Annotated in this window: 20 protein-coding genes; 8 read left to right on the top strand and 12 right to left on the bottom strand. The window is 46.5% G+C overall.

The genetic code is table 11. From position 1 onward, the window contains the following. Positions 1–396: 396 nt before the first annotated feature. From QUB37_RS12310 to QUB37_RS12300, 3 genes are read right to left on the bottom strand one after another with little or no spacing between them, the layout of a single operon-like run. Positions 397–618 (bottom strand): hypothetical protein, encoded by a 222-nt coding sequence (locus QUB37_RS12310; RefSeq protein WP_333162264.1) that lies wholly within the window; start codon positions 616–618, stop codon positions 397–399. After that, entirely contained in the window at positions 615–2,384 is a 1,770-nt protein-coding gene (locus QUB37_RS12305; RefSeq protein WP_333162261.1) for a S8 family peptidase, read from the bottom strand. The genes QUB37_RS12310 and QUB37_RS12305 overlap by 4 nt, the downstream gene beginning before the upstream one ends. A 49-nt stretch (positions 2,385–2,433) precedes the next feature. Continuing rightward, entirely contained in the window at positions 2,434–2,589 is a 156-nt protein-coding gene (locus QUB37_RS12300; RefSeq protein ID WP_333162258.1) for a hypothetical protein, read from the bottom strand. Between the two features lie 50 nt (positions 2,590–2,639). Here QUB37_RS12300 and QUB37_RS12295 point away from each other — a divergent pair, with 50 nt between their 5' ends. Continuing rightward, a complete protein-coding gene (locus QUB37_RS12295) occupies positions 2,640–3,056 on the top strand; it encodes a hypothetical protein (RefSeq protein WP_333162299.1) in 417 nt (138 codons plus the stop codon). Between the two features lie 428 nt (positions 3,057–3,484). Beyond that, positions 3,485–5,191, top strand: a complete 1,707-nt coding sequence (locus QUB37_RS12290; protein ID WP_333162256.1) for a pentapeptide repeat-containing protein — start codon at positions 3,485–3,487, stop codon at positions 5,189–5,191. 356 nt (positions 5,192–5,547) lie between these two features. On the opposite strand, the gene QUB37_RS12285 is transcribed toward QUB37_RS12290, so the two are convergent. The 6 genes from QUB37_RS12285 to QUB37_RS12260 form a co-directional block, all read right to left on the bottom strand. Then, positions 5,548–5,997, bottom strand: a complete 450-nt coding sequence (locus QUB37_RS12285) for an REP-associated tyrosine transposase (RefSeq protein ID WP_333162254.1) — start codon at positions 5,995–5,997, stop codon at positions 5,548–5,550. 265 nt (positions 5,998–6,262) lie between these two features. Then, entirely contained in the window at positions 6,263–8,356 is a 2,094-nt protein-coding gene (locus QUB37_RS12280) for a HEAT repeat domain-containing protein (RefSeq protein ID WP_333162252.1), read from the bottom strand. 218 nt (positions 8,357–8,574) lie between these two features. Next, on the bottom strand, positions 8,575–8,934 hold the full coding sequence (nirD, locus tag QUB37_RS12275; RefSeq protein WP_333162250.1) for a nitrite reductase small subunit NirD: 360 nt from the start codon (positions 8,932–8,934) through the stop codon (positions 8,575–8,577). A gap of 196 nt (positions 8,935–9,130) precedes the next feature. Beyond that, positions 9,131–11,695 (bottom strand): nitrite reductase large subunit NirB, encoded by a 2,565-nt coding sequence (gene nirB, locus QUB37_RS12270; RefSeq protein ID WP_333162248.1) that lies wholly within the window; start codon positions 11,693–11,695, stop codon positions 9,131–9,133. Between the two features lie 337 nt (positions 11,696–12,032). Beyond that, positions 12,033–12,821, bottom strand: coding sequence for an ABC-2 family transporter protein (locus QUB37_RS12265; RefSeq protein ID WP_333162246.1), 789 nt, complete (start codon positions 12,819–12,821; stop codon positions 12,033–12,035). 120 nt (positions 12,822–12,941) lie between these two features. Beyond that, entirely contained in the window at positions 12,942–13,922 is a 981-nt protein-coding gene (locus tag QUB37_RS12260) for an ATP-binding cassette domain-containing protein (protein WP_333162244.1), read from the bottom strand. A 198-nt stretch (positions 13,923–14,120) separates the two neighbouring features. On the opposite strand from QUB37_RS12260, the gene QUB37_RS12255 reads away from it, so the two are divergent. Continuing rightward, positions 14,121–14,930 (top strand): calcium-binding protein, encoded by an 810-nt coding sequence (locus QUB37_RS12255; protein ID WP_333162242.1) that lies wholly within the window; start codon positions 14,121–14,123, stop codon positions 14,928–14,930. A gap of 60 nt (positions 14,931–14,990) precedes the next feature. Here QUB37_RS12255 and QUB37_RS12250 read toward each other — a convergent pair whose 3' ends face one another. After that, a complete protein-coding gene (locus tag QUB37_RS12250; protein ID WP_333162240.1) occupies positions 14,991–15,998 on the bottom strand; it encodes an NAD(P)-dependent alcohol dehydrogenase in 1,008 nt (335 codons plus the stop codon). 174 nt (positions 15,999–16,172) lie between these two features. Beyond that, on the bottom strand, positions 16,173–16,976 hold the full coding sequence (locus QUB37_RS12245; protein WP_333162238.1) for an SDR family oxidoreductase: 804 nt from the start codon (positions 16,974–16,976) through the stop codon (positions 16,173–16,175). Between the two features lie 510 nt (positions 16,977–17,486). Between QUB37_RS12245 and QUB37_RS12240 the strand changes: the two genes are divergently transcribed. Together QUB37_RS12240 and QUB37_RS12235 are read left to right on the top strand one after the other, a co-directional pair. Beyond that, a complete protein-coding gene (locus tag QUB37_RS12240; RefSeq protein ID WP_333162236.1) occupies positions 17,487–18,413 on the top strand; it encodes a DMT family transporter in 927 nt (308 codons plus the stop codon). 163 nt (positions 18,414–18,576) lie between these two features. Then, positions 18,577–19,434 carry an Hpt domain-containing protein gene (locus QUB37_RS12235; protein ID WP_333162234.1) on the top strand — a complete coding sequence of 286 codons (858 nt, stop codon included), beginning with the start codon at positions 18,577–18,579 and terminating at the stop codon, positions 19,432–19,434. Positions 19,435–19,570: 136 nt separating this feature from the next. Here QUB37_RS12235 and QUB37_RS12230 read toward each other — a convergent pair whose 3' ends face one another. Beyond that, the gene (locus tag QUB37_RS12230; RefSeq protein ID WP_333162232.1) at positions 19,571–19,945 is read right to left on the bottom strand and encodes a hypothetical protein; all 375 of its coding nucleotides are present in this window, start codon (positions 19,943–19,945) and stop codon (positions 19,571–19,573) included. A gap of 489 nt (positions 19,946–20,434) precedes the next feature. Here QUB37_RS12230 and QUB37_RS12225 point away from each other — a divergent pair, with 489 nt between their 5' ends. From QUB37_RS12225 to QUB37_RS12215, 3 genes are all read left to right on the top strand, one after another. Next, entirely contained in the window at positions 20,435–22,957 is a 2,523-nt protein-coding gene (locus tag QUB37_RS12225) for an ATP-binding protein (protein ID WP_333162231.1), read from the top strand. 362 nt (positions 22,958–23,319) lie between these two features. Beyond that, entirely contained in the window at positions 23,320–24,606 is a 1,287-nt protein-coding gene (gene iscB / locus QUB37_RS12220; protein ID WP_333162228.1) for an RNA-guided endonuclease IscB, read from the top strand. Positions 24,607–24,693: 87 nt separating this feature from the next. Continuing rightward, on the top strand, positions 24,694–26,157 hold the full coding sequence (locus QUB37_RS12215) for a CIA30 family protein (protein WP_333162226.1): 1,464 nt from the start codon (positions 24,694–24,696) through the stop codon (positions 26,155–26,157). Positions 26,158–26,292: the final 135 nt, after the last annotated feature.

The raw sequence follows: 26,292 nt of genomic DNA, 5'->3' as shown, positions 1-26,292 counted from the left end.
TCCTGAAAGAGGTGCTGTGAGGCGGGAGATTAAATTAGTAGATGCACCCTGATTAATTAACTCCCGACCAATTTTGGCCGGGTTTTTTTTGGCGATCGCACGCCCTCACCACAAATTTTCGCAAATTCGGCCAAAGTGTCCTGAAAGAGGTGCTGTGAGGCGGGAGATTAAATTAGTAGATGCACCCTGATTAATTAACTCCCGACCAATTTTGGTTTGGGGTTTTTTTTTGAGCGATCGCAAGCTGAGCCACAAATTATCGGAAATTCTGCCAAAGTGTCCTGAAAGAGGTGATATGAGGCGGGAGATTAAATTAGTAGATGCACCCTGATTAATAAACCCCAGCCAATTTTGGCCGGGGTTTTTTTTGCTCGAAAGCTGGATTAGCCGATCGACCTACAACACATCAAAAGACTGCACCTCAAGAACCGGGCCGATCATAGCAAAAGTCATCACATCCTTACGCACTTCACCTTTAACACTGACTTTCAAACCAGCTTTTTTCAAATCAGAAGGAGCATCCTTAAGTTCGTAAGTTTCCCCATCTTCGCCGACCAAAGCCCAGGTACCGGGACCCAATCCTTTGCGTTCAATTACACCTTTGACAGTAATACTCATGCCGATCGCACCTCTGTTTTAATTGCTAAACGTGCCAATCCAAAACACAGTAAAGCATTGACAATCAAGAATGTTTGTGATAGCAAACCTGTACCCAATCCCCAGACTGCGGGAGACACAAAAGCATTCACCGCTAAACTGCTGGCAAAACCGATTGAAATTGCGATCGCGATCCACTTCCACTGTTGATGTCCCAACAGCAAAGCAATCAAAATCCCAGGAATCAAAACGCTAGCAAAAAAGGGATTCAGCATACTGCTGCCATTAATTGCGCCGCCGAGTTCGGGAATAGAACTGCCCATCACCCGCAGAGGCCACTGCGGCAAGTCAAATACAAACAAGTTCCGCAGGAAAAAGAACCCTGAACTACCAGCCATCAAGCCGCCGGAAAAGCCCCAAGTCCACTGGAACGGAAAATAATTCCGCAAAAAGAAAGCCAGCAGGTAAGAACCGAGCACCATTGCAATTTTAGGCAACAGGGCGACTGCACCGCCGTCAATCCAAAAGCGGGGGTTGAGATACCCGTTATCGCGCAGCCAGCGGAAGAAATCGCGGAAGTTGATTTGTCCGCGCTGGGCTAGCTGAACTGCTGCGGCTGCGTCTAGGTGTCCTGAACCAAAATGGTTTAACGGATCTTCAGTGACAGTTCGCGAGGACTGCAAGAGTACGCTGCGAATTTCGTCTGGTTCTGTGATACCGGAAGCCTTGACAAGGGCTGCAACGGCTGCAACGTGGGGAGAAGCCATGCTAGTGCCTTGGTAGCCTTCAAAGACTTCGGCGCCGGTTTCCGGGTCGATCGTACTTTGCAGGATCTTGCCCATTTCAGAACCGCCGGGGGCTGCAATATCAACCCCTGCGCCGAAATTGGAATAAGTGGCTTTTTCGTCGTCGGGGCCGAGGGCGGAAACGCCGATGACGTGGGGATAGCGGGCGGGATAGGAAGCAGAACTGTCGCCGGAGTTGCCGGCGGCTGCGATGATGACAACGCCTTTAGAGTGGGCGTAGTCGATCGCCTCTTCCATTAGCTGACTTTCGCCACCGCCACCTAAACTCATGTTGATGACATCTGCGCCGTTGTCAGCAGCAAATTTGATCGCTTCGGCGATGTCGGAAACCGTGCCACCACCGCTGCCGCCTAACACTTTTAGCGGCATTAAAGCTGCTTCGTAGGCAATGCCCGCAACGCCGTAATTGTTGTTAGTTGATTGGGCGACTGTACCTGCGACGTGAGTACCGTGGCCGTTGTCATCGTAGGCTTCGGCGCGATCGTTTACAAAGTCGTAGCCCGGTACAAATTTGGTTTCTTTTAAGTCAGCGACTGGAGTAATACCCGTGTCAATTATCGCTACTGTTGTGCCGCTGCCTTTGGTTTCGTTCCAGGCAGATTCTACATTGATGCTGCGGAGATTCCACTGCTTGGTATACATGGGGTCGTTGGGAATCTCGAAAGCGCTGTAGACGTAGTTAGGTTCAATGTATTCGGTATCTTTAGCCAAATTTGATTTTCTCAGGGCGTTTAGCAAAGTGCGATCGCCCTTAACTACATATACATTGTCGCCCGCTGAGAATTCGCTGTTGAGTTGGGGTGCGACTTGGTACTGTTGGGCGATCGCATTTACTTCTTTCGCAATCTCAGCAGCACCCAAATCTTCGCGGAAATCAAGCACAATCGAGTCGTAAGTGCCTTGAGTAGCAAGTCCTGGGAAATTAGAAATCGCCCAGCCGAGCCCGATTAAAAATAAGCACAGAAGGAAAAACTTTTTCATAGCCGATCGTCCGTTTAGGGAAGGCGTGTTCACCACAATAACCCAATTTTCACCGCCAGCGCCAGTTTTCCTTGCTGCGACTTGTGGATATCTCCCACGCGAGCGTTTGGTAGTTTTCGGCAGTGGCTGTTGCTAGAACCAAAATTGCTCTAATTTCTAGTTTAAATTGCAGAGCAAGTTTGAGGAGTTCAATTAATTGTATCATTAGAGAAGATGACAAACAGAACAAGCGAGTATTTTCAACAAGGGTATCGCATGGAAAGAGGTTTAATGTGGCTGCCGCTGCTGGCAATTTTTATTTCTCTAGCTTGGGCTGGATGGAACGAGTATCAAAAGCTGGAAGCGTATCGCGTCTGGGCAGAACAATTCGCTAAAGCCAAGTACGATATTTATGCTGTACTCGGTCAGCAAGAAGACAGTTTAACTTGGGGAAAACCTACTCGCAGCGGGCCAGTAAATTTGCAAACTTTTTCTTTAAAAGACGTGCAATCGCTGCGGTTGTTAGTCAACTCTCAGGCAGTTGATTTAGAGTCGCCACCGAATTCGGGAAGTCCAATCGCCCTCGAATTTTTGTTGAAAGATGCTGCTGCGGTGCAGGTTCCTTTTACAGAAATTCCTCTAGCGACTAAATGGGGAAAACACTTGCAGCAAGAATTGCAGCGCTTTAGGTAAAAACACTCTCCGGCGGGGCAGCGTATCAGATATAAACTCGGCTACTTGAAGTTACAAAAGTCTGTAAAACTGGTAGTAGAAATAGAACTTACGCAACAAATCTTTTAAACCGCCCTCTATAGGGGTAAGGCGCGCACGGATCACCCGGAGGACATGAGTTCTTGCAGTAAGTAGTAGGAGTAGTGTCCCCGTGCCTAGCCCGCTCGTGTTCCGTACGTACCTTACCGTTAAAGTTATTGACCGTAAGCATCCAGGATACAAGCCCCCGGATTCATCGGTCCAGAAATAAAAAATCTGTATCCCATCAACAAGCCCCCGAATTTATCTGTGGGGTCAATGCTTCAATCTAAAATCTAAAATCTAAAATCTAAAATAGATTGACCAGCGCGTCCTAAAACAGCTAAATTGCCAGCCCCCAAATCTGCGGAATGCAAACACAAGAATTTTTACAGCGCTATCAACAGGGAGAGCGCAACTTTGGTCACATTGACCTCAGTGGCGCTAGTTTAAGCGGTGTTAACCTGCGAGAAATAGACCTCACTGGTGCTAACTTGACCGGTGCTAATTTGAGCTGGTCTTTTTTGAGCAATGCCAAGTTGATAGGGGCTTGTTTGCGCCGCGCGGATCTCCGCAGTGCGGGGCTGGCTGGGGCGAATCTGAGCGGGGCAAATTTGAGCGGGGCAAATCTTGCTAAAGCGGATTTGCGCCTTGCTTGTTTGGAAGCAGCAGAACTCAATTGGGCCGCGTTCCCCGAAGCGGATTTGGGCGGTGCTAATCTTCAAGGAGTTAAATCTGACCAAATTAATTTTGCCGGGGCTAAACTCGACGGCGCGAAGTTGATGGCGGCGGAATTGATGGAGGCGAATCTAAACCGCGCCAGTCTTGTTGGTGCTAATTTAACGGGTGCTAATTTGCGGGAAGCGCATTTGGTGGAAGCGAATTTGCGATCGGCAATTTTAATCGGTGTAAATTTGATTGAAGCTGACTTGAATGGCGCTCAAATGCGATCGGCAAATCTGACGGGCGCTGACTTGCACCGAGCTGTGCTGGCGGGGGCGGATTTGACTGAGGCGGTGCTGGATAACGCTGATTTGAGTCGAGCTAATCTGGCGGGTTCTTATTTATTGAAAGCGAGTTTTAAGAAGGCGCTTTTGCTGCGAGCTAACCTGCAAGGAGTGTATTTGCTGCGGGCGGATTTGAGCGAAGCTAATTTGCGAAGTGCTGATTTGCGGAAAGCGGATTTGAGCGGCGCTTATTTGATGGATGCGATTTTGGGTGAGGCGGATTTAAGAGAGGCTTGTTTGATTGAGTGCCGTTTGATTCGGACGAATTTGGAGGGGGCGCAGCTTACGGGTTGCTGCATTCAAAATTGGCAAGTTCAAGATGTCGATCTGTCGAGAGTTGACTGCAGCTATGTTTTTACTCAGTTTGATTATACTGCGAAAGTTGCGGCAAATCGCTTGCCGGTCGATCGCGATTTTGAGTCGGGGGAATTGGGGCGGCAGCATCAAGAGGACAGTTCGATTGTGAAGGTGTGTTTTGAGGAAGCTCCAAATTGGGAGGCTTTGGTTTTTACGCTGCGTCGGGTGGAGTTGGAAAGCCACCAACTTAAATTCAACGTTCAATTTTTTGAGTCTGCGGGAGAACAAAATTTACTGAGGCTGAGCGCGAACCGTTTGGTGAACGGCAAGATTTTGGGCGATCGTATTTTGGAGCTTTATCCAGATATCTTGGAAAAGGTTTTAGCCAAGGAGGCTGAAATTTTGAGTTTACTCGACTTGGCTATTCCTAGTAAGAGTGTGGAGCCGGTGGAGCCGAGTCACAAGGAAATATTGCTCAGAAGACAGGAAATCTACCAGCGGATGATCCGCCAAATTTCGTTTATTTTGATGTCTCAGACGCCGGATAAATTCTCCGAAAGTGTGCAGCGGCTGTTGGATTATTTGAAGCAGCAAGGTATCCCGACAGAGCAGATTCAAAAGAAAGTCATCAGTCAGGCGATCGTGCAGCGGGCGAAGCAAGACCCGGTTTTTCGGGAACAGTTGCTCACGTGGGAGAAAACGGCGTCCGATCGCGTTCGCGGTTCGATGATGGGGGAAGCGGTGCGGTTTGCGATCGGTCTTTTATCAGAATAAATCGATATGTGCGATCGCTGATGAGGGAGGCTTTCTATGCGATATTTTAATTAGGATTTTGATACAGTGCGAGCATCTTGCTCGCGAGATAAAAATTGCTCGCGGGAAAGAATTGCTCGCGAGATAAAAATTGCTCGCGGGAAAGAATGGCGGTCGGAAAAATTCAGTGCGAGCATCTTGCTCGCGAGGAAAGAATTGCTCGCGAGAAAGAATTGCGGTAGGAAAAAATCAAGGTTGGCCGCGAGCGGGAGGCTCGCACTGTTTCGATTCCGGCGCGAGCGAGACGCTCGCACTGTTTCCACTCTGGCGCGAATTTCGATTCCGCCGCGAGCGAGACGCTCGCACAGCTTGTCAAATCAAACATTTTCCCAGAAAAAATGATATTTTTGAGGTGTGTCTGACAAGTTTGCTTTGACAGGATTTTGTTTGATATATTCCCAAGTATTAATAAAATGTTGGCGGTTGCTAATAATTTCATCGTGTCGCCCATCTTGCCAAACTTTACCGATATGCTTCATTACTTTCGGAATTTGTTTAGAACTGAAGCCTTTAATACTGTGAATAAGACTACCAATTGACCAGTATTGCAAGTCAGACTTACGAAAAGGCTGAAGCAATAAATGTACATGATCGGGCATAATAACGGCAGCAAATAGTTGATATCTTTTGTTGTGAAAGTGCAAGGTAGAATCTAGAACAACTTGTCGAGCTTCGGGAGTTAATTCTAGTCTTTCCCAGGTAACGAATGTTATGAAATAGATATCTTTGGGTAGCGGTAATTGAAGGAATTGCTGTTTGAATGACATGGATTTACCTCACATTTATTAGGGTTTTGATAGAGTGCGAGCATCTTGCTCGCGAGGTAAAAATTGCGGTAGGAAAAATTCAGTGCGAGCATCTTGCTCGCGAGGTAAAAATTGCGGTAGGAAAAATTCAAGGTTGGCCGCGAGCGAGACGCTCGCACTCTTTCGAGAAGGGGAAAAATTCAAGGTTGGCATCGAGCGGGACGCTCGCACTCTTTCGAGAAGAGGGAAAATTCAAGGTTGGCATCGAGCGGGACGCTCGCACTGTTTACCAGTCTTGGCTGCGTAGCCGGCGACCCGCTAATGCCCGCACTTGCTCTTCTGCGTCGGAAACTGCAAGAGCTCGCAACAACGGCACAACTCCCGGATTTTCGGGATAATGTTCGATAATCGCTTCGAGTGCTGTAAATCTGGGATTGTAAGGAAAAGAACCGTTTTGATTGTCAACATCGCTCAAAGCTCGATCGCGCAAAAACTCAAACATTCCCGGCTCGTCTTTCCATCCCCGCATTAACTCTACCAGGGCGATCGCCCGTACCTGCGAATCTTCATCTTTTTGAGCTCTACTTTTGAGCCACTCGAAAGTTTGAGACTGATTTGTCCACCCCCGCGCTAACTTTTGCAAAGCGATTTGCCTGACAGCGGGACTCTCATCCCCCTCTGCTTTAGCCTCCAGCAGCATCCAAGTTTCAGGGTTGTCTGGCCAGTTGTAAGCGAGTTCAAGCACCGCCGCTTGCCGCACCAGCGCCTCCCCAGAATCGAGCTGAATTTTCAGCCAAGACAAGGTTTCCGGGTCGTCGGGCCACCCCCGCACGATCGATCGTACCAGCACGCTCAGCAGGTGAGAATCTTGCTCAGACTCGACCAGGCTTTTGAGGAAAGGCAGCGTCTCGCCCTGGTGAGACCAGCGTTTTGCGATCTCTTCCACCGCCGTTTCTCGGACGTTGAGGTGTCTGTCGGACTCGGCGAGATTTTGCAACCAGCCAAAGACTTCGAGACTGCCTGATGCCAGTGCGGCGACAGCCTCCACTACTACTTGCCGCACAGTCCAGTAATCCTCAGAATCAGCTATTTTTTGCAGCAGGGGCAGGGTTTCTGGGTGATCGGGCCAACCTGCGGCTATCTGTTGTAGGGCTATTTCGCGCAGGTCGGCGTCGCGATCGCCCAATGCTATATTTTTCAAAAAAGTCAGAGTTTCGGGGTTCCTGGCCCAGCCAGAGGCAATTGCTTGCACTGCTGAGCGCCGGACGCTCGAACTCGCGTCGGACTCGGCTTTAGTTTTCAGCAGCGGGTAAATGTCGGGTTCGTCGGGCCAGTGCGAAGCCAATTCTTCTAAGGCTGCTGTCCGCACTTCTTTGCTGCTATCGGATTCGGCTAGGGTTTTCAGCAGCAGGCCAACGTCGGCTGCGGCGGGCCAGCCCGCTGCCAACTCCCGCACCGCTACGGTTCGCAGGATAGAACTTCCTGTCTGGGCAAGGTTTTTGAGCAGGGAGGCCGTGCCTAAAAGGCTGTGCCAACCTCTGGCTATTTCTTGCCACGCACAGACTCGCACTCCCAAATTTTCGTCGGATTCGGCGGCCTTCCTCAGCAGCAGCAAGGTATCTGTGCGATCGGGCCAATTAGAGGCAAACTGTTCGAGTGCTGCGGTGCGAACTGCGGGACTTTGATCTGACTGAGCCAGGGCACTCAGCAGCGACAAGGTATCGCTCGTGTCTGGCCAACCACAAGCCATTTCTCGCACACAGGTCGATCGCACTGCCCAGCTTGGATCGGATTTGGCGAGTTTTTTGAGCATCAGGTAAATTTCTGGCTGGTCTGGCCAACCACGGGCTATTGCTTCGACTGCTGTGGCTCGGACTTCGCCACAGTCGGTGGAGTGAGCGAGTATTTTCAGCCACGGCAGGGTTTGCGGGTCGTTTTTCCAAGTTTGGGCGATCGCCGTGATCGATCGATTGCGAATTTGATAAGTTTCCTGCAATTCCTGAGCGCTTTGGTAAAGAATCAGGAAACCCGTACCGTATTGCGATAACTTTTTTAAAGCGTTTAACAGTTTTTTTTCGGTTTTTTTATTAACATCATTTTTCACTTTTGACAGGCATTGCGCTGCTAAAAACAAATTAATAAATTTTTCTTGTTGACCGTTTTGAGCTGTGAGATATTCTATAATTTGGCTCGCTGTTTCTTTGTCGAGCTTAGCTGCAATTTCTCTGAGGACTTCGTGCAAAGATTCGTCCCGCCAGTGCTGGCCGAAAACTTGTATGTTGAGTTCGCCCCAAGTCAGTTGACCGATTTTGAGTTGGGCATGGATTAACTCTGCTACAGTCTGGGGATTATTGTTGGAAACAAGTTTTTTTAACAACATACCGATACACTGCCCCCTGAAGTTTGTTTGCATTGACAATCATCGCATCAGCTCGGATATTAGTTGAGATTTTTTTGAGCGAGCCTGGAGTATGGAACCAATCGACTCTATTTTATACGAAAAATACTGAGTCGGGAGGGCCCCAATGGAAAATCCGCCAGCACCCACAGGAATGTTAGGTGGTGGCGGATAGCGATCGAACAGTTAAGCCGCTGAATCTAACTAACAGCTAGTTGGACGCGATCGGCTACAACCCGAACCGAAAAAGTAGGAATCTTTACCGTTTCATCATCCAGACATTGCCCGGTAGTGAGACTAAAGTTTTGCTTGTAAATGGGAGAAGCAACTTTGAGAGTGCCGTTGCGATCGCCCACAATTCCCCGCGACAAAACAAAAGCTTTGCTAAACGGGTCGTAATTGCTGAGCGCATAAACTTCATCTCCGTTTCCCACTCGGAAAATCGCCACTTGTTCGCCTTTAACTAAAGCGCAAACTCCAGTATAAGGGGCGATCGCATCCAGAGAACACACATCAACCCAAGTTGTTACTGTATCCGAAACTTGTAATGATTGAACCATCTTCTTTTCCTGTTATTTTACTTCAATCTCATTCCCAGTCTCCGGCTGGGAACGTAGGTTTCGAGGCTCTGCCTCGCCTCGCGGAAGGAGGCATAGCCTCCCGGAATTCATTCCCAGGCTCTGCCTGGGAACGAGATTAATACTCTTGTCCCCCCCTTATTAAGGGGGAGTAGGGGGCAAGCTAAGGGGGGATCGATTATTCCGAAACTCCAGCCAGAGCCTTTTCATGTTCGTTAGCCGGCCGCGTTTGTCCCCGTTCCGCAACACGAACAATACTCGGATCAGGCAAATCGGAATTCACAAAATGCTGGAACCGCTGCACCTTTTGTGGGTTTTCAATCGTGGTTTTCCACTCACATTGATAAGTATTCACTAAATGTTCCATCTGCGCTTCTAATTCAGCACAAATGCCCAGAGAATCCTCAATTATTACCTGTTTCAAGTATTCAATCCCGCCCTCAAGTTTGTTCAACCAAGTAGCAGTTCGTTCCAATCTGTCGGCCGTGCGGATGTAGAAAACCAAGAATCGATCGATATACTTAATCAGGGTTTCCTTATCGATATCCGTCGCCAGCAAAACCGCGTGCTGCGGCTTAATTCCGCCATTGCCGCACACGTACAAATTCCAGCCGTTTTCCGTAGCAATGATCCCAAAATCCTTGCTTTGAGCTTCCGCGCATTCGCGAGTGCAACCAGAGACAGCAGATTTGAGCTTGTGGGGCGATCGCAAACCGCGATACCGCAATTCAACCTCGATCGCCAAACTCGTTGAATCCTGCACCCCAAAGCGGCACCAAGTGCTACCCACACAAGATTTTACAGTACGCAGAGCCTTACCGTAAGCGTGTCCCGACTCAAATCCCGCATCAATCAACCGACGCCAAATATGCGGCAATTGATCCACACGAGCTCCAAACAAATCAATCCGTTGCCCGCCAGTAATTTTAGTATAAAGCCCAAAATCCCTGGCAACTTCACCTAAAACAATCAACTTATCCGGCGTAATTTCTCCCCCCGGTATTCGCGGCACCACCGAATAAGTACCGTCGCGCTGAATGTTTGCCAAAAAGTAATCGTTCGTATCTTGCAAACCGACGTGAGACTTCTCTAAAATATGGTCATTCCAAGTAGAAGCCAGCATCGAACTAACAGCAGGCTTACAAATTTCGCAGCCCTTACCTTTGCCGTGTCTTTCAATCAACTCCTCAAAGGTTTTAATCTCTTGAGAACGCACTAAATGGTATAATTCTTGACGAGAATATTCAAAGTGTTCGCAAAGATTATTTTTGACTGCAAACCCAGCTTTCTTCATCTCCGACTTGAAGATATCCGTCACTAAAGGCACGCAGCCGCCGCAGCCCGTCCCAGCTTGAGTGCATTTCTTGACGCTGGCAACATCGGTTAAATTATGATCGCGAATCGCTGCACAAATCTGCCCTTTGGTAACATTATTGCAAGAACAAATCTGAGCAGAATCCGGCAAACTGTCTACTCCAAAACCCGCCGCTGCTCCCCCTTCTCGCGGTGGCATTAACAAATCTTCGGGATGCGGCGGCAGAGCAATTTCATTTTGCATGAATTGCAGCAAAGTGCCGTAAGCCGAAGCATCTCCCACGAGAATTCCGCCTAAAATCCGGCTGCCGTCTTGATTTAAAACTAATTTTTTGTAAATGCCTTGGAAGGTGTCAGCGACAACAATTTCTTTAGCATCGCCCGACTTGGGAAAGGGATTTCCAAAACTAGCGACATCCACCCCCAATAATTTGAGTTTAGTGGACATATCCGCACCTGTAAAAGTGCTTGTGGGACGGGCATCTTGCCCGTCATCCGCTACACGGCTCAAAATATCTACTGCTACGCTTGCCATTGTATACCCAGGCGCAACTAAGCCGTAGATGCGGTTTTGATAAAGCGCGCATTCTCCGATCGCATAAATGTCAGGATCGGAGGTTTGGCAGCTATCATTAATCAAAATGCCACCGCGTTCTCCTACTTCTATACCGCAACTTCTGGCAATTTCGTCGCGGGGGCGAATGCCAGCAGAAAACACAATCATATCTGTTGCCAATTCCGAACCGTCAGCAAACAGCATTTTAGTAACTTTGCCATCTTCACTGACAATTTCTGTGGTAGATTTGCTGGTATGAACCGAAACCCCCAAATCTTCTATTTTGCTGCGGAGAATTGCCCCGCCAATTTCGTCAACTTGCACGGGCATCAGCCGCGATGCAAACTCAACAACGTGAGTTTTTAGACCCATATTTTGCAGAGCATTAGCACACTCTAGACCTAACAAACCACCGCCAATTACTACACCAGTTTTGCAGTTTTTAGCGTAATCGGACATCGCTTCCAGGTCGTCAATTGTCCGGTAAACAAAAGTTCCTGTAGCGTCTTTGCCTTTAATTGATGGCACAAATGGATAGGAACCGGTGGCCATAACAATTTTGTCGTAGGGAACTTCTAAACCGTTGGCTGAAGAGACTATTTTTTGTTCCCGATTAATGCCGACTGCTTTGTCGCCGATGTGAAGCTTTATGTCATTTGTGTGATAAAATCCAGGTGCAACTAAAGATAAATCTCCCGCTGTTTTGCCAGAGAAAAATCCGCTGAGGTTTACGCGATCGTAAGCAACGCGCGGTTCTTCACAAAAAGTAATTAAATTCCAGTGTTTGGCAGCATCCGAGCTGACCATTAACTCTAGGAACTTGTGACCTACCATGCCATTGCCGATTACAATGAGGTTTTTTTTGGCTGTCATTAGAATCTCTTTTATCCCGTTTATCAGTCGTTGGGTTTATTAATATAAGACTTTATTGTAAATTTTTGTACTTATATATACAAAAAATGGATGTTTATGCAATTGTCGAATACTCCCGATTGCATTTTTGCATGATGTGTGCGATTTTAGATTTTAGATTTTAGATTTTAGATTTTAGATTTACTCTACAGTTAATTTGGGTGGGTCAGTCGATTTTAGATTTTAGATTTTAGATGTACTCCACAGTTAAGTAGGATGCGTCAAGTAAGTCTTTTTGACAAAAGGATTAACATTTTACTGTGACGCAGCTTACTGTTTTATAATTTTTAATTATTATTTAAGCTCCCATGCCCGAATACTGCTTCAATCCCTGTCGCCACAGCCAGCGATTCCACACAAAAAACACCGCACTCCAACCCAACATTACCAACAAACCGCGGCCTAGATCTACGGGTAATCCTATCAAGATAGAAGCGGGAAAATGAATCAAATAAGGAAACGGCGTCCACAAAACTACTTCGCGCACCGATGCGGGAAACACTTCTAGCGGCGCGATAAGTCCCGATAAAAACAGGTAAATTAAAAACCAGAATTGCTCGATCGCACTTGCCCTCTCCAGCCAAAAAGCAAACAGCGCAAAGGTATACTGTATCAAGAACCGCAAGCAAAAAGCCAAGACGATAACCAACAAAAACAGCAAAAACCTACCCAAACTCGGCAGCCAAAAAGCCTGCGGGTAAAGTGCAAAAAACAGCAGCACTAATCCGCATACAAAGGGCAGCCTCGCAAACCTTTCGGAAACGTGAGATGCGAAGTGGTGCCATACGGGATCGAGAGGTTGCAACAATCTATTAGATAGCCTGCCTTGCACTACTTCCTTTTCAAACTCCCAAATTACCCAAACTACATTTGTTTGCCTGACAATGAAAGCCGCTAAAAAATAACGGGCAAAGTCGATCGAATTCAGCCCAAATTGACCATTTTTGGCCGCCTGCATCCAAACACCCATCAAGATAAACGGCAAAGCTCCCGACAGCGCCCACAAAAACAATTCCGCCCGGTATTCGAGCATATAAGCGTAGTAGGTAACTAGCAAAGTTTTAGCGATTTTGATGAATTTTGTCATATCAATTGTAGATTTATTTTTTGGGGTTAGCAACGGGCAAGATGCCCGTTGCACAAAACATTGAAACTCTAGTGGAACAGATATCTTGCCTGTTATGGAGAATGAACAAAGCCATAAACATTACACTTTTCCCGTGCGAAAAACTCGACCAATTACCTCTTCAATTGGCGGATCGGTAACAGTCAAATCTATCACGTCCAAGTCCGCCAAAATCTTCGCCACGCTCACCGTCAGCTCTTCCCTTTTCACCAAAAACCGCACCGATTGTCCCTCAATAGATTCTACATCCCCGTAAGCAAAAGCACTATCTTTTGCCAGCGGTTGAGCTAATTTTACCTGAACTTCCCGATAAGGCGCAAACCTATCGAGTAATCCGTCTAAACTGCCATCATAAACTAATTGCCCTTCATGAATCAATAAAACGCGCTTGCATAAAGCAGTAATGTCAGCCATGTAATGACTCGTCAACAGCACCGTTGCTTGATAGCGCTCGTTATATTCTCGCAGAAATTGCCTGACGCTAAACTGTGCGTTTATATCCAAACCTAAAGTCGGTTCATCTAAAAATAATACCTCCGGTTGGTGCAGCAGAGCCGCCATCAGTTCCGCTTTCATTCGTTCGCCTAAAGAAAGCTTTCTTACCGGCTGATTTAACTTGCCTTCTAGTGACAGCATCTCTGTCAATTCTCCGACTCGCCGTCGATAATCTGCATCGGGAATGCCGTAGACTGCGGCATTAATTCGCAGAGAGTCAAGCACGGGTAAATCCCAAATTAACTGCTGTTTCTGCCCCATGACTAACGTGATTTTTTGCAGAAAATCTGCTTCCCGACGAAAAGGAGTACGATCGCACACACTCACCATACCCGCAGACGGATAAATCAAACCCGTCAGCATTTTCAGCGTAGTAGTTTTGCCCGCACCGTTAGCACCTAGAAACCCCACGACTTCCCCCGGTTCAATACTGAAAGAAACGCTCTCAACTGCTTTGATATTGCGGTAACTGCGACTAAAAAAGTGTCGCACTGTTCCTTTAAGCCCCGGTTCTTTAATCGCTACCGGATAAACTTTGCTCAAGTCTTCAACTAAGATAATTGGCATCGGCTCAAATTTTAACTTTTATTTTAATCTAGGGTATTTCCATCAGGCTTGTGCCAAGATGGAGCGATCGACCTGTCTAGTAGGGTGCACCAGCGATTGCTCGATCGCGAGTGAGAAAGTAACTGTGTTCTGCCGCACCCTACTAAGCTGTAGAATATTGCACAATATCCATGCTCACATCGCACAAAGTTTACAACTATGGTACTCACCCCAGATAATTCAGGCATCTCTCGTTTGGTAGGAGACAATTCTCCTGAAAATATTACACTTGCACCAGGACAACTTGCTAGTTTTCCTGGGGGACTTTGGATGGTGGGCGGCAATGATACTGTCAGGGGCTCGTCAGATGCAGAACGGATTTTCGGCAACGATGGTAAAGACAGTCTGTTAGGCGGTGTCGGCAATGATTCTATTTACGCCGGCAAAGATGATGACGATGTTTTGGGAGAAACTGGCGACGATTTCTTGACAGGAGATAGAAATAGCGATTTCCTTGATGGGGGTGCGGGAAATGATTTGCTGCGCGGAGGACAAGGTGTTGATTTGTTAGTGGGCGGAGACGGCAACGATACTTTAATTGGCGACAGAGAGGTGGATATTTACCAAGGTGGTGCAGGGAATGATATATTTGTTTTTAGAGTCGATCAAGCGGGAATCAGAGTATTTGGGGTTGAAGTTCCTGACGCGGTAATTGTAGATTTTGATAAGTCTAGCGATTCGATTGGAATTAGTGTGGAATTTACCAGCAGCAATATCTCCTTGGAAGAGGTAAGTTATAGCTTGAACGATCCGAGACTGCTGCTGATCGATCCTACAACTATAACGGGGGGAACGAGTTTGTTAGCCAAGGGTGGCATCTCGCAGCAAAGTCTCGATCCCGATGGCAACGGCCGTGTGGAAGCTACTAATATTAGATTCGGTTTTACTAATGCTTTGTTAGGTACTGTTTTGAATGTGACCCCAGCCGATTTAAACGGTCGTTTTATTAATGCTAATTCTTTGCTTTAATTCGTTGCTTATATATCTATAGTAGGGTGCGCTAGGCGCACCTTACCCATTAACCATTATCTAACTCACTGTCAAAACTGCGCGATAGCGTACTTGATTGTCGCGGACTTTCTGAATTGCTTCATTCGCTTGTGCGATCGCAAAAACTTCGACAATCGGCTCAATCTCAAACTTCTCTGCAATTGCCAGCATTTCATTAATCATAGCGCGACCGCCGATGAGAGAACTCACAATTCGGCGTTGCTTCACCAGCAGCGAAAATAACGGAATGCTCAAAGGTTCGTCGGGAACTCCCACAAAAGCAAGCGCACCGTTAGAATCGAGAAAATCAATGTACGGAACCCAATCTAAAGCAGCAGGAACAGTGCTCAACAAAATATCTAATTTGCTGCTGGGGGCTTTAGGAACTTCGCCTTTTCCTACTACAATAGCTTCGTCCGCCCCCATTTTATGTGCAAATTCTGCCTTATCTTGGGAAGTAGTAAAAACTGTAACCCGGTTGCCTAATTTTTTCGCAAATTGCACCGCCATGTGTCCCAAACCACCGATGCCGAGAATGCCAATTTCTTGGCCAGAACTCATCCCCCCATTTCGCAAACCGGCGTAAACCGTAGTTCCGGCGCACAACAGCGGCCCCGCTACGTTGGAATCGATGCCTTTGGGAATAGGAAAAGCAAAGCGGGAATCTACCATCAAATAATCGGCAAAACCGCCGGGGCCTGTAACAATTAATCCCTGGTTTTCATCGCAGAGATTTTCGTTACCGCGCAAGCAGTCGCAGCACTGCAAACAAGACGACCTTTGCCAACCGACACCAACGCGATCGCCCACTTTCAAATGAGTCACTTGCGGCCCTATTTCTGCCACTTCTCCGATAACTTCGTGGCCGGGAACGAGGGGATATTTGGATTGACCCCAATCGTTGTCAATCATGTGCAAGTCAGAGTGACAAATGCCGCAGCTTAACACTTTTATAAGGCATTCATGTACTTTTGGAGGTTCGACATCGAATTTGTATTCTTCAAGCAATCCGCCTGTTTTTTTAACTGCTAGTGCTTTGATTTGCATTGTGTATTTCCTGGTTTGTTTGCCATTATAGTGTTCGGGCCGCTTTCCCAGTCTCTTTCTTTAGTTGTATATATTCAAGGGAAGCTTCAACTAGGAATCAGGCGCGTTACTAATAATTTGTCCGGTGCGCCCTGGGTACTTTACTAATTACCAATTATCCATTACTAATTAGTCTCACAACTTGCCTTTTTCCATTGCCCACTGCATCAAACCGGGGAACAACCGATAAGCTTCCGATGCCAAAAAAGCAGGGCCGACGGTAACTTCTGCACGCTGATTTTTCACAGCATCCCAGATAGCTTTAGCAATATCTTCTGGCTGAGTTGCCCACTCAGATTTCAGCATTTTGCTCATTTGCTGGCGGCGCAATTCGACTGCGGGTTCGTCTCGATCGCGAAATTGAGCTCTTTCTAAAAAATCGCTGTTAATCAGGCCCGGATGCACGGCGCAAACGTGAATACCTTGAGGCGCTAATTCCAATCGCAAAGTTTCTGTTAAACCGGTTACTGCATATTTGCTGGCACAATAAGCAGTCATTTGAGGCAAAGGCATTTTGCCACCAATGGAACCCACATTGACTATTGTCCCTGTTTTTCGTTGCAAAAAATGTGGCACAATTTCTTGAATTGTGTTAACGCATCCCCAAAAATTGGTATTCATTAATTGCTGCCAGTCTTCGGAGGTAGTGTGCTCGATCGCCCCCGTGAGACAAATGCCAGCATTGTTAACTAAAACATCGATGTTGCCGCAGGCATCTAGGGCTTTTTGGACGATCGCCCGCACTTGGTGAATGTCGCCAACATCCCCCGGAATAGCTACAGCGGAAGTGCCTTCTCGCTGCACTTGAGCCGCTGCTGCTGCCAATCTCTCTGGCTGGCGAGCTACCATAACTACATCGTAACCTTTACTGGCAAATAAAATTGCTGTTGCTTTGCCGCTTCCTTGAGAAGCGCCTGTAATCAAAACTGTAGGAGCCATAGATAGTTATAAATTGTAATATCAATTCCGGCTGAACCGGAATTAGTGTTGACTGTTGACTGTTGACTGTTGACTGTTAACTGTTGACTGTTGACTGTTGACTGTTGACTGTTGACTGTTGACTGTTGACTGTTAACTGTTGACTGTTAACTGTTTGAATAATACCGATGCAACCGGAAACGAGATGATTCGGACTTGTTTGATGTTGAATTTTGTAGGCGGGTTCGGAAACAATAATTGCCCGTAATATACAATTTCATAGACCCGCCCTGCCCCTACTATACATTAATATTTCTTGGATATGGGAATTTTTTAAGAATGGCGATCGGTTTTTTTTTAACGAACAACGAAGACGCGAAGGACGCGAAGGAAGAGAGGAGAAGAGAAGGGAAGAGAAAGTCTTCAGAAAGTGTTCAGCATTATGTGAAAATTGCTATATAAATTTTCCCAATGCCCAATGCCCGATGCCCAATGCCCAATGCCCAATGCCCAATGCCCAATTCCTAAAAAATGAATCTTCCGAAACAAGCACCTAATTGGTCGATCGCCCTAGTGTTAATTATTGGCGTTTTAGCCGTCTCAACTTCCTCCATTTTAATTCGTCTCGCTAACTTTTCAGCAGGGGCCAGCGGTTTGGGTTTCAGTCTGGTACTCGCGGCCTCTCGTCTGACTTTATCTGCTTTAATTCTGCTTCCGGCTTGGCGGAAAATTCAGTGGAACGCCCTGCAACCGGGAGCTCGGCGCTATGCTGCTGCTGCGGGTTTGTGTCTCGCCCTGCACTTTGCGCTCTGGATTACCTCACTTTCTTATACTTCGATCGCCGCCTCGACTGCCTTAGTCACCACTAATCCTGTCTGGGTAGCGCTGTTGTCGCGCTTCTGGTTCGGGGAAAAACTCAGCAAAATGTCGATCGCTGGCATTACTATAGCCCTGACTGGGGGAATGGCGATCGCTCTCGGAAGTGCGGGCGCAGCCGATGCTGGCAGCAGCCAACTGCTGGGCGATTTCCTTGCTCTGGCTGGTTCCTGGGCTGTCAGCTTGTATTTGCTGCTGGGCCGGGAAGCTCAGCGGCGGGGATTGGGAATTGGTGGCTATATCGCGATCGCCTATACTGTTGCTGCGATCGTCCTGCTGCCTCTCCCCTTCGCCTTCGGCACTACTTATACCAATTACCCCCACATTGTATATTTTTATATTTTGCTAACGGCCGCTTTGCCTCAGTTAGTCGGCCACACCATTTTGAACTGGGCCGTAATGCAGATTTCCCCAACTCTGGTAACTCTTGCCATCTTGTTTGAACCGGTTGGGGCGAGTTGGTTGGGTTATTTGCTGTTTGGGGAAGTGCCCGCGCCGGCGGTACTCGCAGGTGCTGCGGTGCTGCTGTTCGGGGTAGCAACCGCTACCGTCGGAGCAAAAAAAATTACTGTCAACAGTTAAGAGTTAACTGTTTTCGACATTGCCACTACAGTTGCCGTGAGTCAGAATAAAACAGATGAGCGCTTAAAAACCCCAATAACTCATCAGTGAAATATCGATTCAAAACTATCAAATGTCTGAGTAATAACTAATAATACTCGGCTGTCTTTAGGAGAATAAAATTATGCTGCCAGAACAACTACAGCGGATCATCGGCTACTTTATCGAAGAAGCCACAGAACAGATCCAAGTTATCGAACAAGGCTTGCAAGATCTGCAAAACACCGTGCCAGCTCCCCAAAGAATACACCAGCTCATCCGAGCTTCGCACTCGATTAAAGGGGGAGCAGCTATGCTCGGATTTAGCAGCATTCAACGCATTGCTCATCGGTTGGAGGATTATTTAAAGCTGCTCAGAGAATGTCCGATCGCTATTGATAGCAGGCTACAATCCCTCTTAACCGAAGTTTTTGATATTTTAACAGCCCTCGTGTCCAAGGTTTCTAAGGGTTTTGGGCTCAACCACGAAGACGCAAGCCAAATGCTCTCCCTCGCTGAACCGGTTTTTGACGAACTCGACGCTTACCTGAGATTGCGAATTCCCACTCGCCTGACTGTGAGAGCTACTACGGACGAACATATTCACGTTTTCTCCGGTTACTGCACCTCCCTGAGCGAATTTTCCTCGGCTATTGCTTCGCGCGTCGGTTTGCTCGGAGGCACTATTACGCGCCACGATCAGGATAGCCAGGGCCTACGCCTTTGTATTGACATTTACCTGCCGCCTTACACCAGGATCGAAAACATCCGCCAAGCTGTCGAACTCTCCGGCGCTATTATTGGGAATGTGCAGACGCAGCGCGACTTTTCGCTGCTGGCGACTGCGGATTATCCGCTTTACCAAAGTGCGATCGAACCTCCCGCAATTTGCATCGGATGCCGCTACTATTACGGCAGAAGCGACGGCGGCTACCTGCTCAACTGCACGATCCATCCCCGCGGCCCGGAAGCAGAAGATTGTCGCGATCGCGAACCGGAATAACCGCTGAGAACTCAGCCCTCGGAAGCACGATTTGCCACCCGAAAAACTCTTCTGAAACCAATATTTTCCCTAATTTTTTTCACATTACCCTCTGCCAAATTCTTTTTAAGTTCCTAGATAACTAGATATTTCTCTCTTAGACAACTAAATCCTTCTTCCTTCTGAAACCTCCCCTAAGAACTGATACCGCAACTCGAATTAATTGCATCATGCTTGCAGGATGAGCGATCGCCCAGACATTGATTGTCAGACAAGTGATTGCCATAACTAGCAAGATGTATGTCGGAGGCATTACTACCCCGATCGCGAACCAGGTAAAAACGTGAAATATCATTGCTGTAGCCCAAAGGCTGGCGACAACCACAGACGCCCAAATTTGTATTCGAGGTCGGTTTAGTGCTGTCAAAATCACTGTCTGTAAAGTAGTCAGCAAGTTTGCCGGAACTAAAAAGGCACAGATAGCTATGCAGTAGGTATGAGAAAATTCAGTAATTGTATTGAAGTCGAGCATCAGTCTAATTGTCCGGCCTGTTGGGTATACTTAAAGAGCTTAGCGTGACTTGACTTTCAGATCTTGTCACCCTTACCTTAACTTAAGATTTCAGTAAGTAGGCCGCTCTGGAGACGCATTTCTCTCCCCCTGTTCCGGCAGGCAAAATTTTACCACAAATATTAAAGTTTTGGGGGAATTATTAAACACACTTGAAGAATGGCAACAATTGCTATGATAATTAATATCGGGAAGCGATAGTATAGAAGAGCCAAGTGGGTAAAATTTATAGAAGGCTGAGGCGGCTTGAACAGCAACACATAGGGTAGGCTGATTTTCGACTCAATCATTTTGATGCGCTGACTCTCGGATGATTGATTCTCAGTGTCCGTCTAGGAATCGAGCCGTTATGCGATCGAACAATATGAGATTATTATGGAAAAGCCAATTTGCTCTCAAATCTCAAATCATTAGAACCCTCTCGAAATTTTACAGCGGAAGACAAAGAAAATGGATCTACAAATCACAATCCCCGCCCTCGAAGAAGTTGACTTGACAAACTGCGACAGAGAACCGATTCACATATCGGGGCTCATTCAGCCACACGGAGTGCTACTTGTTGTACGAGAACCTGAACTAGAAATACTGCAAGTCAGCGAAAATACGCAAGATTTGTTAGGAGTAGAGCCGGAAAGTGCGATCGGTAGAAATTTGAGCTTATTCTTCAATCGAGTTCAACTAAAAAAACTCAAGCTTTGTTTGTGTAATGAAAACTTAAAAACCGTTAATCCCATTAAACTTTCTGTCACAAACAAAGGTAAATATTTAGAATTTGACTGCATCCTCCACCGAGTAGAAGAAGTATTGATGGTCGAGTTGGAATTAGCCACCAACCCAGAAAATCTTTCTGTTTTTAGCTTTTATCATTCAGTAAGAGCCACTATCAGCAAAATTCAAAGCGCCCAAAATCTCAAGGAATTATCTCAAATAACCGTAGAAGAAGTTAGAAAAATATCCGGTTTTGATAGAGTCATGGTCTATCAATTTGACCAGGAAGGCAACGGCGCTGTAATCGCTGAAGACAAAGCAGAAATGCTGAGCCCTTTCTTAGGATTAAACTACCCAAGTTCAGATATTCCCAAACAAGCCCGACAACTGTATGCGTTAAATTGGCTGAGGTTAATTCCAGATATTAATTATCAACCAGTCCCCCTTGTTTCAGGAAATAATGCTGTCACGACCCAGCCCCTAAACCTCAGTTTCAGCGTATTGAGAAGCGTTTCTCCCATTCACATAGAATACCTGCAAAATATGGGCGTTGCAGCTTCGATGTCAATCTCATTAATCAAAGACAAAAAACTGTGGGGATTGGTTGCTTGCCACAACTATACCCCAAAACACCTCAACTATGAATTGCGCGCAGCCTGCGAATTTATCGGGCAAGTAATGTCCTTAGAACTGCAATCAAAAGAAGGAAACGAAGACTACGACTATAAACTACACTTAAAATCCATTCAAACCAAGATTTTTGAAGACATATCCACGTCCGAAAACCTGTCAGAAGTGTTAGTTAAATGTCAGCATAATTTGCTAGAAGCAGTCAACGCCCAGGGAGCCGCAATAGTATTTGGAGACAATTGCTATCAAGTAGGGCAAACACCTCAAGGAGAAGCGCTCAAATACTTAACTAATTGGGTGCAAGAGCATTTAAATAAAGAAATTTTTTATACAGACTCGCTCACCAAATGCTATCCAGAAGCTGAGGAATTTAAAGACACAGCCAGCGGGTGTTTGGCGATAGCAATATCGCCAACTCAGAAAATATACGTTTTGTGGTTTCGCCCGGAAGTAATTAAGACCGTAAATTGGGCGGGCAACCCCAACAAACCAGTTGAAACCGATGAAGATGGCAACCCTCGACTGTCTCCTCGGAAATCCTTCGAGCTGTGGAAAGAAAATGTGAGGTACAAATCGTTGCCTTGGAAACAATGCGAAATAGACGCTGCATTGGAACTGAAAAAAGCAATGATTAATATAGTGCTGTGTCAAGTCGATAAACTCGAAAAATTAAATACAGCACTAGAAGCATCAGTCGCCAGAGAACGGGAAAAAACTGCTAATTTAAAAACAGCGATGTCCGAGCTTAAGCGGGCGCAAACTCAATTGGTGCAAAGTGAAAGAATGTCAAGTTTGGGACAGTTGGTGGCGGCGGTAGCTTATGAAGTCACTAACCCGATTAACTTCATCTACGGCAATCTTAGCTATGCTAATGAATACAGTCAAAAAATGATCAATTTATTGCAGCTTTACGAGCAGCACTATCCGTCGCCTTCGCCAGAAGTTCAAGCACAAATAGAAGCAGTAGAATTAGAGTTCATAGTTGAAGACTTACCCAAGTTGCTGGGCTCAATGAAAGTAGGAGCTAACCGCATCCGCGAGATAGTTCAGTCGCTGCGAAACTTTTCTAGAATTGACGAAGCAGAGATTAAACCCGTTGACATTCACGACGGATTGGACAGCGCTTTGCTGATTTTGAGCAACCGACTCAAACCGAAGCCCGATCGCCCTGCAATTCATCTCATGAAAGAATATGGCTCTCTGCCTTTGGTTGAGTGTTACGCAGTTCAAATCAACCAAGTATTTATGAATGTACTGACAAATGCAATTGATGCTCTCGAAGATGCCTTTGTCAACAACAATTCATCGTCGCACTGGGGCGGCGAAGAACAGCCAGTTAAGTACGGACAAATTCGGATTGTGACTGAATTTTGTCCGGGAGAAAAAGCCGTAGCAGTTCGGATCAAGGACAACGGTTGGGGCATGGAAGAAAAAGTACGCCAGAAAATTTTTGAGCCTTTTTTTACCACCAAACAGGTAGGCAAAGGTGCGGGGATAGGTTTGGCGATTAGCCACGAAATTGCGGTAGAACAACACGGTGGCAAATTGACTTGCTTTTCAGCCCCCGGAGAGGGAACCGAGTTGATTATTGAGATTCCCTTGAGCCAAACTCATCCGACACCCATTGTCAAGTGAAAAAAAGTCCGCGCTAGCGAAGCTATCCCCAAGGCTAGGAAATCGCCCCAATTCAAAAATCGAAAATTCGATTAAAATACAAAAGCAGCTAAGTAGATTTGAGCCAATTCAGAGGAAGCTAGTGTAAGCAACCCCGGTCTAAAGACACGGGGCTTCAGCAAACAAACTGAAGCCGTGCTTACCAGCCTAAGTTTTAACTAACTCCGTTTCGGGGGTTACGACACCAGCGGATGCGTAGCTAGTCTCCTGCTCTGTCGTTTGCAGTTAAACAGTTTTAAGGTCACTGAAACAGTGCTGCAAACCTAACAAGCCCTCAAAACTTTGGCGAAGCTAACATTACGAGAAATCGAAGAGACACAACAATGTCTATCCTAAAACCCAACTACGTCTTTGTTCTAGATACTAAATACAAGCCATTAACACCATGCAAACCATCATTAGCACGTAAACTGCTAAAGATTGGTAAAGCTAAAGTTTTCAGGCTGTACCCTTTCACAATAATTTTGAGGAAGAAGGTAACTGAAGACCCGCGACCCATGATTTTAAAAATTGACCCCGGTTCAAAAGTTACTGGATTAGCTATAATTTTAGGTTCTGAGCTAATTTGGGTAGCCCAATTAACTCATCGCGGTCAAGCAATTAAGGCATCGCTAGATTCGCGTCGTTATTTACGGCGCGGTCGCAGAAGCAGGCACACAAGGTATCGTCAAGCGAGATTTCTAAACCGGACACGTCCCAAAGGTTGGTTAGCTCCTAGCGTTCGACACCGTGTAGAAACAACTTTAACTTGGGTCAAAAGATTATCAAGACTTGCACCAGTCAGAACAATCTTTCAAGAGTTAGTCAGATTCGATCTACAGCAGATAGAAAATCCAGAGATTTCAGGTGTCGAGTACCAGCAGGGTGTGTTAGCTGGTTACGAAGTCCGTGAATATCTTCTTAATAAATGGGACAGACGATGCGCTTATTGTAGTGCAGAAAACGTACCGCTACAGGTTGAGCATATTCAGCCTAGAGCATCGGGGGGAACTAACAGGGTATCTAATTTGTGTTTAGCTTGTGAGCCTTGCAATACCAAGAAAAACACTCAGGATATCAAGATATTCCTAGGAAAAAAGCCCGATATTTTGAAGAAAATCTTGGCACAGGCTAAGTACCCATTAAAAGATGCCTCTGCTGTGAATTCAACCCGATGGGCTTTGTTTAATCGGCTAAAAGAGACAGGGAAAGTGATTGCCACGGGTTCTGGCGGGTTAACCAAATTCAACCGAATACGGTTGGAATTACCAAAAACCCACTTCTTTGATGCTGCTTGCGTTGGTGATACGCCCAATATTTCCGTACTAGCGGATCAGCCCCTAAACATCAAAGCGACGGGGCATGGTACAAGGCAGATGTGTCGCACAGATAAGTTGGGATTTCCTTCTCGGTATGTTCCTAGATTCAAGTTCGTCAAGGGTTTCCAGACGGGCGACATTGTAAAAGCCGTTGTTACTTTGGGCAAGAAGATTGGGACTTATAGAGGTAGGGTTGCTGTTCGTTCATCTGGTAGTTTTAATGTGTCATCAGCCCAGGGCTTAATTCAAGGTATCAATCACAAATATTGTTTTTCTATTCATCAAAAGGATGGGTACAACTATGGATTTTAAGAGTATTGACGGGACACTAAAGTATCCCGTGTCGCTTTTCCTCCCAGGGCTAAAGCCACTGGGTTTCCAATCTCCCGTGAGGTTTTTATGACTGAAGAAAAAACCGCCCAATGGGATGCCGGCCGGTTTCTCAAAACCTTGGCTTATTTCGGCGTCATTCCCTTCATTGGCAGCATTAGCTGGCTGCAACAACTTTTTGGAAGCAGCAGCAAAACTAAAAAAGACCAACCCAAATTGATACTGGTAGCTGGTGCTACCGGCGGCGTCGGGAAGCGAGTTGTCAAGAGGCTGCAACAGCGGGGATATAGAGTACGCTGCCTCGTCAGAGATGCTAAAAGAGCAACAGAAATTCTCGGCAAAAATGTCGAGTTAGTCGAAGGAGATATCACTCTGCCAGAAACCCTAACACCGCTAGTAACCGAGGGTATAGAAGCAGTTATCTGCTGCACCGGCACTAAAGTTCAACCGGTAGAAGGAGACACCCCAACGCGGGAAAAATATTATCAAGGCATCAAATTTTATATGCCGGAAGTTGTGGATGTTCCCGAAATAGTCGAATACAAAGGCCTGAATAATTTAGTGCAAGCTGTTCGCCGCCAGCTAATTAAAGCAAGCGAAAAAACAATTTTCGACTTCACAAAACCCAGCCAAGATTTAAAAGAAACTTGGGGTGCCCTCGACGACATCGTGATGGGTGGCACCAGCGAAAGTTCGATCGTACTTACAGACAATACAGCTATATTCACAGGCAATGTTTCTACCGCCAACTCGGGTGGCTTTGCTTCGGTGCGTACTCGCAACTTTGATCCTCCGCTTAATCTCACAGGATTTAGCGGCCTCCAACTACGTGTCAAAGGGGACGGCAAGCGCTACAAATTGATTGTTCGCAGCGAAGCTAAATGGGATGGAATTGGCTATTGCTATTCGTTTGATACTGTTTACAATATCTGGATTACTGTCACCGTTCCTTTTGATCAGTTAATTCCAGTATTCCGCGCCAAAACTGTCAAAGATGGATCTAAATTTGATGCCAGCACTATTTTTTCTTTTCAGCTAATGTTGAGCAAGTTTGAATATGATGGCGCGCTTAACCCGAAATTTACACCGGGTATTTTTCAACTGGAGTTAGAATCTATTAAAGCTGATGGGGGACAGACTTTGCCGCGATTTGTGATGGTGAGTTCGGCAGGAGTTACCCGCCCTGGCAGACCGGGAATTAACTTGGAAGAAGAACCGCCTGCTGTCAGAATGAATGATATGTTGGGGGGGATTTTGACTTGGAAGTTGAAAGGGGAAGATTGTGTGCGATCGAGCGGCATACCTTATACTGTTGTCAGACCTTGCGCTTTGACTGAAGAACCGGGAGGCAAAGCTTTAATATTTGAGCAAGGAGACAATATTAGGGGCAAAGTCAGTCGGGAAGATATTGCAGAATTGTGTGTGGAGGCCTTGGAACAACCGCAAGCTTGTAACGTTACTTTTGAGGTGAAAGGGGGGGAAAATGACAGTTCTCCCGGAGACTGGCAGGCTTTGTTTTCAGGAGTTAAATAACAGATAGCACTTCTTAGTAAAATGAGCTAGGCTTGGTGATTTATAACTGGTTCCCAGGCATAGCCTGGGAATCAATGTCCAGAAGCTCTGCCTCGCTTGTTAGTAGGAAAATTGGAGGCAGAGCCTCCGGATATG

This window comes from Microcoleus sp. AT3-A2 (assembly GCF_036705685.1).
Taxonomy (GTDB): Bacteria; Cyanobacteriota; Cyanobacteriia; order Cyanobacteriales; family Microcoleaceae; genus Microcoleus.
The sequence above is the reverse complement of the archived record's forward strand: the minus strand, read 5'-3'. Positions and strand labels throughout refer to the sequence as shown.

Coding starts and splice junctions, on each gene's coding strand:
- QUB37_RS12235 (WP_333162234.1), top strand. CDS start 18,577: ATGCTGCCAGAACAACTACAGCGGATCATCGGCTACTTTATCGAAGAA.
- QUB37_RS12215 (WP_333162226.1), top strand. CDS start 24,694: ATGACTGAAGAAAAAACCGCCCAATGGGATGCCGGCCGGTTTCTCAAA.
- QUB37_RS12225 (WP_333162231.1), top strand. CDS start 20,435: ATGGATCTACAAATCACAATCCCCGCCCTCGAAGAAGTTGACTTGACA.
- QUB37_RS12290 (WP_333162256.1), top strand. CDS start 3,485: ATGCAAACACAAGAATTTTTACAGCGCTATCAACAGGGAGAGCGCAAC.
- QUB37_RS12310 (WP_333162264.1), bottom strand. CDS start 618: ATGAGTATTACTGTCAAAGGTGTAATTGAACGCAAAGGATTGGGTCCC.
- QUB37_RS12240 (WP_333162236.1), top strand. CDS start 17,487: ATGAATCTTCCGAAACAAGCACCTAATTGGTCGATCGCCCTAGTGTTA.
- QUB37_RS12305 (WP_333162261.1), bottom strand. CDS start 2,384: ATGAAAAAGTTTTTCCTTCTGTGCTTATTTTTAATCGGGCTCGGCTGG.
- QUB37_RS12300 (WP_333162258.1), bottom strand. CDS start 2,589: ATGATACAATTAATTGAACTCCTCAAACTTGCTCTGCAATTTAAACTA.
- QUB37_RS12245 (WP_333162238.1), bottom strand. CDS start 16,976: ATGGCTCCTACAGTTTTGATTACAGGCGCTTCTCAAGGAAGCGGCAAA.
- QUB37_RS12255 (WP_333162242.1), top strand. CDS start 14,121: ATGGTACTCACCCCAGATAATTCAGGCATCTCTCGTTTGGTAGGAGAC.
- QUB37_RS12280 (WP_333162252.1), bottom strand. CDS start 8,356: ATGTTGTTAAAAAAACTTGTTTCCAACAATAATCCCCAGACTGTAGCA.
- nirD (WP_333162250.1), bottom strand. CDS start 8,934: ATGGTTCAATCATTACAAGTTTCGGATACAGTAACAACTTGGGTTGAT.
- QUB37_RS12285 (WP_333162254.1), bottom strand. CDS start 5,997: ATGTCATTCAAACAGCAATTCCTTCAATTACCGCTACCCAAAGATATC.
- iscB (WP_333162228.1), top strand. CDS start 23,320: ATGTCTATCCTAAAACCCAACTACGTCTTTGTTCTAGATACTAAATAC.
- QUB37_RS12265 (WP_333162246.1), bottom strand. CDS start 12,821: ATGACAAAATTCATCAAAATCGCTAAAACTTTGCTAGTTACCTACTAC.
- QUB37_RS12260 (WP_333162244.1), bottom strand. CDS start 13,922: ATGCCAATTATCTTAGTTGAAGACTTGAGCAAAGTTTATCCGGTAGCG.
- QUB37_RS12250 (WP_333162240.1), bottom strand. CDS start 15,998: ATGCAAATCAAAGCACTAGCAGTTAAAAAAACAGGCGGATTGCTTGAA.
- QUB37_RS12230 (WP_333162232.1), bottom strand. CDS start 19,945: ATGCTCGACTTCAATACAATTACTGAATTTTCTCATACCTACTGCATA.
- QUB37_RS12295 (WP_333162299.1), top strand. CDS start 2,640: ATGGAAAGAGGTTTAATGTGGCTGCCGCTGCTGGCAATTTTTATTTCT.
- nirB (WP_333162248.1), bottom strand. CDS start 11,695: ATGACAGCCAAAAAAAACCTCATTGTAATCGGCAATGGCATGGTAGGT.